The 12,688-nt window shown below is 72.6% G+C and carries 12 protein-coding genes; 11 read left to right on the forward strand and 1 reads right to left on the reverse strand.

Annotated features, from left to right (window positions below):
- Position 1: 1 nt before the first annotated feature.
- The 4 genes from CF165_RS07845 to pip are packed head-to-tail and all read left to right on the forward strand — an operon-like array spanning position 2 to position 3,715.
- Entirely contained in the window at positions 2-619 is a 618-nt protein-coding gene (locus CF165_RS07845) for a DUF3558 domain-containing protein (protein ID WP_240521493.1), read from the forward strand.
- A gap of 3 nt (positions 620-622) precedes the next feature.
- The gene (locus CF165_RS07850) at positions 623-1,954 is read left to right on the forward strand and encodes a WXG100 family type VII secretion target (RefSeq protein ID WP_093946758.1); all 1,332 of its coding nucleotides are present in this window, start codon (positions 623-625) and stop codon (positions 1,952-1,954) included.
- A 26-nt stretch (positions 1,955-1,980) separates the two neighbouring features.
- Positions 1,981-2,709: an ESX secretion-associated protein EspG gene (locus tag CF165_RS07855; RefSeq protein WP_093946759.1), complete on the forward strand. Its 729-nt coding sequence runs from the start codon at positions 1,981-1,983 to the stop codon at positions 2,707-2,709.
- A 52-nt stretch (positions 2,710-2,761) separates the two neighbouring features.
- Positions 2,762-3,715, forward strand: a complete 954-nt coding sequence (pip, locus tag CF165_RS07860; protein WP_093946760.1) for a prolyl aminopeptidase — start codon at positions 2,762-2,764, stop codon at positions 3,713-3,715.
- On the opposite strand, the gene CF165_RS07865 is transcribed toward pip, so the two are convergent.
- Positions 3,705-4,904, reverse strand: coding sequence for a Glu/Leu/Phe/Val dehydrogenase dimerization domain-containing protein (locus CF165_RS07865; RefSeq protein ID WP_093946761.1), 1,200 nt, complete (start codon positions 4,902-4,904; stop codon positions 3,705-3,707). The two genes, pip and CF165_RS07865, sit on opposite strands and share 11 nt — an antisense overlap.
- Positions 4,905-5,025: 121 nt before the next feature.
- On the opposite strand from CF165_RS07865, the gene CF165_RS07870 reads away from it, so the two are divergent.
- From CF165_RS07870 to CF165_RS07900, 7 genes are all read left to right on the forward strand, one after another.
- Positions 5,026-5,952 carry a LysR family transcriptional regulator gene (locus tag CF165_RS07870; RefSeq protein WP_093946762.1) on the forward strand — a complete coding sequence of 309 codons (927 nt, stop codon included), beginning with the start codon at positions 5,026-5,028 and terminating at the stop codon, positions 5,950-5,952.
- A 120-nt stretch (positions 5,953-6,072) separates the two neighbouring features.
- Positions 6,073-7,332: a glutamate-cysteine ligase family protein gene (locus CF165_RS07875; RefSeq protein ID WP_093946763.1), complete on the forward strand. Its 1,260-nt coding sequence runs from the start codon at positions 6,073-6,075 to the stop codon at positions 7,330-7,332.
- On the forward strand, positions 7,329-8,681 hold the full coding sequence (egtB, locus tag CF165_RS07880; protein WP_093946764.1) for an ergothioneine biosynthesis protein EgtB: 1,353 nt from the start codon (positions 7,329-7,331) through the stop codon (positions 8,679-8,681). The genes CF165_RS07875 and egtB overlap by 4 nt, the downstream gene beginning before the upstream one ends.
- Positions 8,682-8,685: 4 nt before the next feature.
- Positions 8,686-9,441, forward strand: a complete 756-nt coding sequence (gene egtC / locus CF165_RS07885) for an ergothioneine biosynthesis protein EgtC (protein ID WP_093946765.1) — start codon at positions 8,686-8,688, stop codon at positions 9,439-9,441.
- Positions 9,438-10,415 carry an L-histidine N(alpha)-methyltransferase gene (gene egtD, locus CF165_RS07890; RefSeq protein WP_093946766.1) on the forward strand — a complete coding sequence of 326 codons (978 nt, stop codon included), beginning with the start codon at positions 9,438-9,440 and terminating at the stop codon, positions 10,413-10,415. The genes egtC and egtD overlap by 4 nt, the downstream gene beginning before the upstream one ends.
- A gap of 46 nt (positions 10,416-10,461) precedes the next feature.
- Positions 10,462-10,884: a nitroreductase family deazaflavin-dependent oxidoreductase gene (locus CF165_RS07895; protein ID WP_093946767.1), complete on the forward strand. Its 423-nt coding sequence runs from the start codon at positions 10,462-10,464 to the stop codon at positions 10,882-10,884.
- 136 nt (positions 10,885-11,020) lie between these two features.
- A complete protein-coding gene (locus CF165_RS07900; protein WP_093946768.1) occupies positions 11,021-12,631 on the forward strand; it encodes an alpha/beta hydrolase in 1,611 nt (536 codons plus the stop codon).
- Positions 12,632-12,688: the final 57 nt, after the last annotated feature.

Raw genomic sequence — 12,688 nt, forward strand, 5'->3', positions numbered from 1 at the left:
CGTGCGTCTGCCTGCTCGCGTCGCCGCCGCGGCTGTTCTGCTGCTGCTCGCCGGGTGTTCCGCCGAGAAGACCGGTACCGCTTCGCCCGCGCCGAACACCTCTGCGTCGCCGGGCGCGTCGGTCAACCCCGACGTGCCGAAGGTTCCTGCGCCGCTCGACGTTTCGAAGTACACCTCGAAGCCGTGCGACATCGTGCCGGCTTCGGTGCTGTCCTCGCTGCGGTTCACGGATGCGGGCGACACCCAGCTGCGGGACGACGGGTACGGCGCGGCCGGACCGGGATGCGCCTGGAAGATCTCCGGCGAAGGCATCAGCATGCAGATCGTCATCGCGACCGGCAACCGGGACCGGGGCTTGGGCGGCCTGACCGGGCTGTACGGCGCGCACGAGAGCGGCCAGTTCCCGTTCCTCGAGAAGGCCCCGGACGTCGAAGGCTATCCCGCGATCTACCTCGACAAGAAAGACCGGCGTCCGGGCGGCAACTGCCACCTCGACATCGGTGTCGCCGACGACCTGGCGATCGCCGTGTACGCCGGCGGCTACGAAGGTCAGCAGGATTCCTGCGCCGCGGCGCAGAAGGTGGCGGCCGCCGTCATCACCACGCTCAAGGGGGCCTGACGAGTGGATGGCAAGCAGATCTACGACAACTTCAGACAGGGCGACACCTCCGGCCTCCGCGAAGCCGCGGGGAAGGTCTCGGAGCTGTCCTCGGCCTACATGACGCGCGCGCAGGGCATCAAGGCCCTGCAGGACCGGATGAAACAGGCCTGGACGGGGAACGCGGCCGACGCCGCGAACGCCGGGGCCGGGCCCCTGGAACAGGCTTTCGCCGAAACCGCCGCGCCGCTGGACGTCACCCAGGTCTCCGTCGACACCCAGGCCGGCGTCTTCGAGCACTCCAGCAACGCCGTCGTCGAAGTGCCGCCGAAGCCCGAGAAGCCCAACCCGTGGACCACCGGGCTCAAGGCCGCCATCCCGATCGCCGGGCCGTTCATGGCCAAGGACGACATCGACAACTACCAGGAAGGCATCGCCAAGTACAACGCGGCCAACGAAACCAACGTCCGCGTGATGGACCAGTACAGCAGTGTCACCAGCGGCACGAGGGCGGCGCTTCCCACGGACTACGGCGTGCTCGAGGCCGACGGCGCCGCCATCTCCGTCACCCAGCCGACCAAGCCGGGGAAGGTGGTTCTGCCCGAGACGCCGCCCAGGAACAGCGGGGGCGGCGATCCCGGCGGCGGCGACCACACGTCGACGACCAGTGTCGACACCACGCACACCGGGGGTCCCGACAAGCCCGGCGGGACCGGCGGCACGGGAGGCACCGGAGGAACTGGCGGCACGGGAGGCACCGGCGGGACCGGAGGAACTGGCGGCACGGGTGGTACCGGAGGCGCCGGGGGCGACGACACCACCCACTCGACGCGCACACCCGTACCGACGCCGGTCAAGCCGGGGGAGCGGCCGGGCGACCGGCCCGGCAAGATCCCGCCGCCGTCCGGCGGGATCGACTTCTACCCGACGTCCACCGGCGGGGGTGGCGGTCAGAACTACTCGACCACCTTCGGGGAGGAACCGGGCACCGGTCCCGGTGGGCGGGGGCCGAACAGCGGGAACGCGGGCGGACGGCTGCTCGACTCCACCGGCCGCGGCGGGACCGGCACGGGCGCCGGTGGTGGCGGCGGGGCCGGCTCGGCGGGGGAGCGCGGGCTCGGCAGCGGGGGCCGCTCCGGCATGGGCAGCCTCGGCAACGCGGCCGCGGCCGAAGCCGCCGCGGCGCGTTCGGCCGCCGGGCGGTCCGGGGCCATGGGGCCCATGGGCGCCGGGGCGCGGCGGGGTGAGGGCGAGGAAGACGACGAGCACCAGCGCCCGGACTTCCTGATCGAGGCGGACCCGGACGCGATCTTCGGCACCGACCAGCGGACCAGCCCGCCGGTCATCGGCGAGTAGGGCGGGTGGACGTGGCAACAGGCCGGGTGGACGTTCCGGTCGAGGCGCTGGCCGCACTGGCCGAGCGCGAACAGGCCGGCCCGCTGCACGTCACCCTGCGCCCGGAGCCGCTCTGGCTTTCGGACGCCGAGCGCGACGAGGCGGGCAAGCGGGTCGACGCCGCGCTGGCGGAGGCCGGCCTGGTCGACGCCAAGGGCCGCACCACCGTCGACTTCCTCGACTGGCTTCCGTTGCTGGTCAGCCCGGCACGCGAGTGCTACGGCTGGGTCGGCACCGGCGGGCGGACCTACGGGGTGCTGGCCGCGGCGAAGGGACTGCAGGCGGTGCTGGCGGTCTCCGACGGGACCCACGTCGGCGTGCAGGAGATCGACCGCAACCGGCTCGCCGAAGCGCTGGTGGACCAGCTGCCGCCGGTCGGTCCCGGCGGCGGCCACCCGCGCGCCGTCCGGGTGGCGGACCTGACGGAGGCGGCCCGCCGCGGACCGGACGCCTACCCGCTGGCTCCGGCGATCGCCGACGTCGTCAGCCTGGTCCAGCGGCCGGTGACCGGCAGCGGCGAGCTCTACGTCGGCCGCCGCGACGACGTCGGGCGCCATACCTGCCTGCGGCAGCCACTCCACTACGCGGACACCGACTGGGGCCGCTACCTCAGCTACACGACCGGCTCGGGCGACGACGCGGTCATCCACATCGGCCCGGCCGGCCCGCGGGAGCTGGCAAGCACGCTCGCCGAACTGGCCGAAACCCTCGCCTGAGCCGGAAACGCGCTAATGTGACAGCGCTGTTGTATTCCGGGGAAGGGCGCCGATGCTGTATCCCGAGATCGAACCGTACGAACACGGCATGCTGGACGTCGGCGACGGACACCGGATGTACTGGGAGACCTGCGGAAACCCGGCCGGGAAGCCCGCACTCGTGGTGCACGGCGGGCCCGGCTCCGGGTGCTCGGCGAACCTCCGCCGCTACTTCGACCCGGCGCGGTACCGCGTCGTGCTCGTCGACCAGCGCGGCTGTGGCCGCAGCACGCCCCACGCCGGTGCCCCGGTCGCCGACCTGTCGGCCAACACCACCGGCCGGCTGCTCGCGGATTTCGAGCTGCTGCGCACCCGGCTCGGCATCGAAAAGTGGCTGCTGTTCGGCGGTTCCTGGGGTTCGGTGCTCAGCCTGACCTACGCGCTGCGGCACACCGGGCGGATCAGCGAGATCGTCCTGATGGGCCTGGCGACCGACCGGCACCTCGAGATCGAAATGCTCATCCGCGGCCTCGGCGCGTACTTCCCCGAGGCCTTCGCCAGGTTCCGCGACGGAGTGCCGGAAGCCGAGCGCGACGGCGACCTGTCCGCGGCCTACCACCGGCTGCTGATGGACCCGGACCCCGCGGTCCACCACCGGGCGGCCGACGCTTGGTGCGCTTGGGAAGACGCCATGCTCCCCGGCGTCCCGCCGCACGACGTGTTCGAGGATCCCGCCTACCGGCTCTGCTTCGCCCGGCTCGTCACGCACTACTTCAGCAACCGCGCGTTCCTCGAGGACGGCGTGATCCTGCGCGAGGCGGGCAAGCTCGCGGGCATCCCCGCGGTGCTGGTGCAAGGCGTGCTGGACACCAACAACCTCGTCGGCACGCCGTGGCTGCTGCACCACGCCTGGCCGGGCAGCGAGCTGGTGATGCTCGCCGACGTCGGGCACACGACGTCGGCCGCGTCGATGCAGCAGGCACTGATCGACGCGACCGACCGGTTCGCGGACCGCGTCAGGGGATGAGCAGCCCCGGTTCGCCTTCCGGGGCGAGCGCCGCTTCGGCGCGCCGGGCCCGGTTGGCCTCGGCCAGCTTGAGCCCGGTGAGGCGCAGCGGCAGGCGGTCCATGTTCCACTCCGCCAGCAGGAGCGCGACCTTCGCCTGCATCTCGGTGCGCAGCCGGAGGAACGAGTCGGCCGGGTCCGCGCCGACCTCACCCAGCAGCAGCCACCACGCCCAGGCCGCCGCGCCCGCGTTGGCGACGAAGTCCGGCACGACCGCGACACCCCGTGCCGACAGCGCGGCCTCCGCTTCCGGCGTCGTCGCCGCGTTGGCCGCTTCGACGACGACCTTGGCCTTGACGAGGTTTTCGTTGTCCTGGCGCAGGGCGTAGGAGATCGCGGCTGGCACGAAGATGTCCGCGTCGATCCCGACGACCGCCTCCCGTGCCAGCGTCCGGACGCCGGCGGGCAGCCGGGAACGGTCCACCTCGCCGAAGCGGTCGCGCAGGTCGAGCAGCGCCGGGACGTCGAGACCCTCCGGGGCGAACAGGGTGCCCGCGGCGTCCGCCACCGCCACGACCTTCATGCCCGCTTCGTGCAGGTACCAGGCCGCCCCGCCGCCCATCGTGCCGATGCCCTGGATCGCCACGGTCGTTTCGCGGGCGTCCCAGTCCCACGCCGCGGCAACGCCGAGACACGCCTGCGCCACGCCGTAGCCGCCGACGACGTCGCCGAGCAGCAACCCGCCGGGAACCGGCGCGTTGAGACCCGCCTGCACCCGGCGCAGGGTCCGCGCCGGATCGGCCGCACGGCGGATGGCGGCGTGGTACGACTGCTCCAGCCCCAGCTCGGCGAACACCGAGTCGATCAGGTGCTGCGGCACGCCGAGGTCCTCCGCGGTCACCCAGTGGGCGTCCAGCCACGGCCGCAGGAACGCGCAGAACCGCTTCAGGACGTCGAACGCGCGCGGGTCCTTCGGGTCGAAGTCGATGCCGCCCTTGGCCCCGCCGACCGGCAGGTTGAAGGTGGCCGTCTTGCTGGCCATGCCCCGGGCGAGGTCCTCGACCTCGCTCATCGTGCAGCCGGCCCGCATCCGGGTGCCCCCGGTGGTGACGCCGGAGACCAGGCTGTGCACGACCAGGTAGCCGTGCGCGCCGGTGATGGGGTCGGTCCACGTGAGCCGCATCAGCGGTTCGGCGTTGCTCGGGGTCATCAGGCCACTCACCTCCAGGGGAGTCCGGGGCGGCCGTGGGTGACCGCCACCACGAGCGTGCGCCCCCGGCGGGCCGCCCGTCCATTTAACGCTGCTGCACGATCTCGTTTAGGTTTGGTGTATGGAGCTTTCGCTGCACCGCTTGCGGATGCTGCGCGAGCTGCACCGCCGGGGCACCGTGACCGCGGCGGCCGCCGCGCTGCACTACACCGCTTCGGCGGTTTCGCAGCAGCTCGCGCAGCTGGAACGGGACGTGGGCGCGAAGCTGTTCGAGCGGCTCGGCCGGCGCGTCCAGCTGACCGAGCTGGGCACTCTGCTCACCGAGCACGCCGAGGAGATCCTCGGCTCGGTCGAGCGGGCGACGCTCGCCCTGGAAGAGGCCCAGGAGGCCCGCACGGTCCGGCTGACCGCCGGGGTGTGGGCGTCGGTGGCCTCCGGCCTGCTCCCGACGGCGCTGACCGCGCTGGCCGGCGAGCATCCCGGCATCGAGGTCCGCACCCGCGAACTGGCGCCCGAGGACACCGCCGAAGCGGTCCGGGACGGCCGCCTCGACCTGTCGTTCGTGATCGAGTACTCCGACGCGCCGACGACCTGGGACGCCGGGCTGGAGCGGGCCGTCGTGGCCGTGGAACGGCTGCACGCCGCGGTCCCCCGGGGCGCGGTGCCGTCGGGGTCGGCGTCACTGGACGAACTCGCCGAGCACCCGTGGATCCTGGCCGGCGCCAAGTCGCACTTCGGCCGCGCGATGCGCACAGCCTGCCAGCGCCACGGCTTCACACCGAAGATCAACCACGAGGTCGAGGAGCAGTCGACAGCGATGGCGATGGTCGGGGCCGGGCTGGGCATCACCCTCGTGTCGGACCTGGGGCTGCGGCTGCTGCGGCCGCCGGGGATCGACGTCGTCGCCCTCACCACGCCGCTGCTCCGGACGGTGTCGATCGCCTACCGGCGCACCGCGTTCCGGCGCCCCGCCCTGCACCTGGTGATCGACGCCGTGCGGGCGTCCGCGGCCCAGCTCGGCCTGGGCACCGAGCCCGCTTTGCCCTGATCCGGGACTTCTTACGGAGTGGTGATCCGCTCCCGCAACGCAGGAACCGGCCTGAATTTGTCGTACCCCGCGTGTAGCGTCCGAAGTCGAGAAGTTCCATCACACGGAACAGGAACGGACATGCAGACGGTGCACGATTTTCCCGAGAAGTCGGGTAGTGCGTCGAACCGCACCGCGCGGGTCCTGGCGGACCGCGCGGCCGGCGAGGCGTACGTCGCATCGGTGTGTTTCAAGCACGGGCCACCCCGCCTGACCGGCGTGGAGCTGGAGTTCACCGTGCACCATGCCGACGACCCGGCAAGACCCCTCGATCCCGATGTCCTCGCCACGGCGCTGGGTCCGCACACCCCGCGGACGCTCCGCCCCGACAGCCCCGCCTCGCCCCTCCCGGCCGGCTCACCGGTGAGCCTCGAACCCGGGTGCCAGGTCGAGATTTCGGCTCTTCCCCAGGCCTCCCTGCGCGACCTCGCCGCAGCCGTCACGGCCGACCTCCACCACCTGCGTGACCGCCTCGCCCGGCACGGTCTCGAACTGGGCGAAACGGGCATCGACGCCCATCGTGCGCCACGCCGGGTCCTGCACACACCGCGGTACGCGGCCATGGAACGCCGGTTCGCGCCGATCGGGCCCGGCGGCGTCACCATGATGTGCAGCACCGCCGGGCTGCAGGTCTGCGTCGACGCCGGGGAGCCGGAGAACTACGCGGCGCGGTGGGCGGCCGCCCACGCGATGGGGCCGCCGCTGCTCGCCCTCTTCGCCAACTCCCGCGTCCACGCCGGGCGCGAAACCGGCCACGCCTCCGCGCGGTGGCTGGCGGTGCACGACACGGAAGCGGTCCGCACGCGCACGGCGCATGCCGACGGCGATCCGGCGGCGGAGTGGGCCGAGCGGCTGATGGACACCCCGTTGATGGTGCTGCGCCGGGGCGACCGGCCGTGGGACGCGCCGGAGGGGCTGACCTTCGCCGACTGGATAGCCGGCCGGGGAGCCGCGGCCCTGCTGCCGAGGCCCACGGTGGCGGATCTCGACTACCACCTCACCACGATGTTCACCCCGGTCCGCCCGCAGGGGTACCTGGAGATCCGGTACCTCGACGCGCAACCGCCGGACGAGTGGCTGCCGCCGGTGGCGCTGGTGGCCGCGCTGCTCGCCCGGCCGTCCACTGTGGACAAGGTGCGTGACCTCTGCGCACCGGTGGCGGACCGGTGGACGACCGCGGCGAGCCGCGGTCTCGCCGACCCGGAGCTGGCGGCCACGGCGGCGGCGCTGGCCGATCTCGGGTGCGCCGAGCTGGGCGCGACCGGGCTGGCGGAGGAGTCGATCACCGAGATCAGCGAGAGCGTGCTGGGGCGCGCGTACCGATCGAGGAGCGAAGCATGAGCACAGAGGCATTGGGCGAACCGGCACTGGGCGAACTGAGCCCGCAGGACCTGCGCGCCCACGCGGCGGAGGCGCTGACCCGCGCCCGGGCGCGCAGCGTCGCGCTGACCGACGCGGTCGACGACGAGGACCTCGTCCGCCAGCATTCGAAGCTGATGTCGCCGCTGGTCTGGGACCTGGCGCACATCGGCGTCCAGGAGGAGCTGTGGCTGGTCCGCGACGTCGGCGGCCGGGAACCGCTGCGGCCGGACATCGATGACATCTACGACGCCTTCCAGCACGCCCGCGCCGACCGGCCGGAGCTGCCGCTGCTCGGCCCGGCCGAGGCGCGCGCGTACGTCAAGCAGGTCCGCGAGAAGGCGTTCGACGTGCTGGAGCACGCGCCGATGGAAGGCAGGCGGCTGACCGAGCAGGCGTTCGCCTTCGGCATGATCACCCAGCACGAGCAGCAGCACGACGAGACGATGCTGGCCACCCACCAGCTCCGCAAGGGCGACCCGGTGCTGCACGCGCCCGAGCCGCCACCCGCCCGCTCCGGCGCGCTGCCGCCGGAGGTCCTGGTCCCGGGCGGCGCGTTCACGATGGGCACGTCGGCCGAGCCGTGGGCGCTGGACAACGAGCGCCCGGCGCACGAGGTCGCCGTCGAAGCGTTCTGGCTGGACACGGTGCCGGTGACGTGCGGCGCCTACACCGAGTTCCTCGACGGCGGCGGCTACGACGACGAGCGCTGGTGGAGCCCGGCCGGCTGGGCCTACCGGACCGAAAACTCGATCACCGCGCCGCGGTTCTGGAAGCGGGAGCAGGACGGCTGGTGGCGGACGCGGTTCGGCGTCTACGAGCGCCTCCCCGCCGACGAACCGGTCGTGCACGTCTCCTACTACGAGGCCGAGGCGTACGCGGCCTGGGCCGGACGGCGGCTGCCGACCGAGGCGGAGTGGGAGAAGGCCGCCCGGTTCGACCCGGCGACCGGCCGCTCGCGCCGGTTCCCGTGGGGTGACGAAGAACCGGCCGCCGAGCACGCCAACCTCGGCCAGCGGCACCTGCGCCCGGCACCGGCGGGCGCCTATCCCGCCGGGGTGTCGCCGACCGGGGTGCACCAGCTGATCGGCGACGTCTGGGAGTGGACGAGCACCGGCTTCCACGGCTACCCCGGCTTCGCCCCCTTCCCGTACCGCGAGTACTCGGAGGTGTTCTTCGGCCCGGAGTACAAGGTGCTGCGCGGCGGGTCGTTCGGCACCGACGCGGCGGCGATCCGGGGCACGTTCCGCAACTGGGACTACCCGATCCGGCGGCAGATCTTCGCCGGCTTCCGCACCGCGCGCGACGCGGGACCCGGCGAGGTGGGGTAGGCGCATGTGCCGCCACATCGGCTACCTCGGCGAGCCGCTTTCGCCCGCCGGGGTGCTCTTCCACGCCCCGCATTCGCTGCTGGTGCAGTCGTACGCGCCGGCGGACATGCGCGGCGGCGGCTCGGTGAACGCCGACGGGTTCGGGCTGGGGTGGTACCCCGGCCCGGGCTCGCCGCCGCTGCGCCACCGCCGGTCCACTCCATTGTGGACGGACGAGACGTTGCCGCCGCTGGCGGCCGCGGTGACCACCGGCGCGTTCGTCGCCGCGGTCCGCAACGGCACCACCGGCATGCCGGTGACCGAAGCGGCCGCGGCGCCGTTCACCGCCGGGCGCTGGCTGTTCAGCCACAACGGCGTCGTCCGCGGCTGGCCCGGCTCGCTGGCCGAGCTCGCCAAGGACCTGCCGGTCACCGAGCTGCTGACCCTGGAGGCCCCGACCGACTCGGCGGTGCTCTGGGCGATGCTGCGCGCCCGGCTCGCCACGGGCGAGGACCCCGGGGAGGCGGTGGCGGGCCTGACCGCCGCCGTGGAGGCGGCCGCGCCCGGCTCCCGGCTCAACTTCCTGCTCACCGACGGCGAAACGCTGATCGGCACCGCCTGGACCCACGCGCTGTCCGTGCTGGAAACCCCGGCCGGCGTGCTGCTGTCCTCCGAACCCTGCGACGGCGACCCCCGCTGGCGACCCGTCCCCGACCACCACGCCGTGCGCGCGACCGCGGCCGGCGTCGACCTGCTGCCCCTGACCGAGGAGCGTCCATGACCGAAGTCGATCTCGACCACCACCGCTCCGGCGACGCCGTCACCGCGGAACTGCGCGCGGACGTCGTCGCCGGGCTGACCGCCGCGCAGAAGTGGCTGCCGCCCAAGTGGTTCTACGACGCCGACGGCAGCGAGCTGTTCGAGAAGATCACCCAGCTGCCGGAGTACTACCCGACCCGCAGCGAACGCGAGGTGCTGGCCGCGCACGCCGGCGACGTCGCGGAGCTGACCGGCGCGCACACGCTCGTCGAGCTGGGCTCGGGATCGAGCGAAAAGACCCGGCTGCTGCTCGACGCGCTGACCGGGCACGGGACCCTGGAAGCGTTCGTCCCGCTCGACGTGTCCGAGTCCGCGCTGGCCGAGGCCGCCGAGGCGATCTCGAAGGACTACCCGAAACTGACCGTCCGCGGTGTCGTCGGCGACTTCACCCAGCACCTGAACCTGCTGCCGGACGGCCAGCCCCGCGTGGTGGCGTTCCTCGGCGGCACGATCGGCAACTTCCTGCCCGCCGAGCGCGCGGTCTTCCTCCGCTCGGTCCGTGAGGTCCTCGACGAAGGGGAGTGGCTGCTCCTCGGCACCGACCTGGTCAAGGACCCCGGGATTCTCGAACGCGCCTACGACGACGCCGCGGGTGTCACCGCCGAGTTCGACAAGAACGTGCTGCGGGTGATCAACGCGCGGCTCGGCGCGGACTTCGACCTCGACGAGTTCGACCACGTCTCGCACTGGGACGCGGAGAACGAGTGGATCGAGATGCGGCTGCGGGCCCGGCGGGCCCTCACGGTCGAGATCCCGGGCGCGGACCTCACGGTGACCTTCACCGAAGGGGAGCACGTCCGCACGGAGATCTCGGCCAAGTTCCGCCCGAGCGGCGTCGAGGCCGAGCTGGCCGCGGCCGGGTTCGCCCTCGAACACTGGTGGACCGACTCCCAGCAGCGGTTCGGGGTGAGCCTGGCAAGATCCGTGCGTGGCTAATCCTCTCCGGGCACTGGCCCGGGCCGCCGGCACGAAACCCTGGCTGATGCGCACGGCCCGGTTCGTCGTCTGGGCGGACAAGAAACTGCACAAGGCGTTCGGCGGCCGGGTGAGCCTCGTGGCGCTCGCCGGGCTGCCGTCGCTGCGCCTGACGACGACCGGCCGCAAGAGCGGGCAGCCGCGCAGCACCAACCTGCTCTACTACCCGCGCGGCGGCGACTTCGTGCTGACCGCGTCCAACTGGGGCCGCCCGCGCGACCCGGCGTGGGCGCTGAACCTGCGTGCCGAGCCGAAGTGCCAGGTGGCGCTGGCCGGCCAGGCGGTCGAAACCGTCGCGCGGGAGCTGCACGGCGACGAGTATGACCGGATGTGGGCCGAGCTCCTCGAGTTCTGGCCGGGGTATCGGATGGAGCAGCGGGAGGCGAACCGGCGGCTACCGGTTTTCGTGGTGACCCGGCTGGTGCGGTAGGTGCCCACCATCCTTTTGGCCGGTGACGGAATTCACCGGTTTGTGCCAGTCTCACCCGGGTAACGCGCCGTGACGGTCCGACCGCGCGGCCGTGACCTAGGGAGGAAACGTCTTGCCGAGAACTGCAAAGGCACGGGTGCGGTCGTTCGCACTGGTGGGGGCGCTCGTGGCGGGGGTGGGCCTGGCCGGGACGGCCGGCACCGCCGCGGCGGCCGAAGACTCGGTGGTCAAGCCCGCCGTCGTCGGCGCGACCGCCGCCGTCACCTGGGGGACCTGCTCCGCCGACACGCTCGCCGGGGTTCCCGCGGACCAGGTGAAGTTCTACAGCTGCGCGCGCTACCGCGTGCCGATCGACCACGACAACGCCGCGCTGGGCACCATCGACATCGCGCTGCTGAAGCGCGCCGCCCGCACGCCCGACAAGCGCGTCGGCTCGCTGTTCCTCAACCCCGGCGGGCCCGGCGGTTCGGGCCTGCGGATGCCGATCAGCGGCCAGTACTACTTCCAGCCGCAGGTCCTCGACCGCTTCGACCTCGTCGGGTTCGACCCGCGCGGCGTCGGGCAGAGCAACCCGCTGCGCTGCTTCACCACGCAGGAAGACGCGGACGAGGTCTTCTCGGCCCAGATCCCGGTGCCGCTGACCCGCGCGCAGATCTCCGGCACGCTGGCCAGCTACCGCGACTACGGCCGGTTCTGCAAGAACAACGCGGGTTCCCTGCTGAACCACATGTCCACCAAGGACGTCGTGCGCGACCTCGACACGCTGCGCGCGGCGGTCGGCGACCAGAAGCTGACCTACGTCGGCTTCTCCTACGGGACGCTGATCGGGTCGACCTACACGTCGATGTTCCCGAAGCAGTCGCGGGCGATCGTGATCGACGGCAACGTCGACCCGGCGCTGCGCACGAGCGACGGCGTCGAGTACGACCGGGAGCGGGCGCAGGGCTTCGAGATCTCGCTGGACGGGTTCCTGAAGCGGTGCGACCAGGTCGGCGCGAAGTGCGCCTTCAGCGACGGCAACCCGCGGGCGAAGTTCGACGAGCTGCGGGAGTACCTGCGCAAGCAGCCGATCACCCTCCCCAGCGGCACGGTCGACATCAACCAGTTCACCGGCGCGGTTTCGAGCGTCCTGTACTCGCCGGGGGCGTTCCCCGGCCTGGCCGAGGACCTGCAGGCGCTCTACACCGCGATCCACCCGGCGGGCGCGCAGGCCCAGGCTCTGCAGGGCCGCCCGCTGAAGGTGATCACGAAGGGCAAGCGGGGCCTGGCGGACCAGAACCCCGACAGCCCGTACACCAGTGACGACTCCTACTTCGCCGTCAACTGCTCCGACAAGCCGTTCAAGATCAGCCAGGAGCAGGTGCCGTCGATCGCCGCCAAGTGGGAGCGCGAGTCGCCCACGTTCGGCCGGTACCAGGCGTTCGCCGACACGGCGGGCTGCCCGGTCTGGCCGGCGAAGCGGCCGGACGTCTACCGCGGCCCGTGGCGGGCCAAGACCGACGTCCCGGTGGTCGTCGTCAGCAACTACTACGACCCGGCGACGCAGTACAAGTTCGGTCAGCGGATGGCGGCCGAGCTGGGGAACTCCCGGCTGCTGTCGGTCGACGCGTTCGGCCACTGCATCCTCGGTGACGCCCTCGGCGTCGACAAGGCCGTGGCCGACTACCTGACCGACCTCAAGGTGCCGGCGGCCGGCCAGGTGTTCCAGCCGAACGTCCAGCCGTTCGAGACCGCGGCTCAGGGCTGACCCACGCGGAAGGCCGGGGTGACGCAGAGAACGTCACCCCGGCCTTCCGCGTCCGGT

Source organism: Amycolatopsis vastitatis (assembly GCF_002234595.1).
In the GTDB taxonomy this organism is placed as follows: domain Bacteria; phylum Actinomycetota; class Actinomycetes; order Mycobacteriales; family Pseudonocardiaceae; genus Amycolatopsis; species Amycolatopsis vastitatis.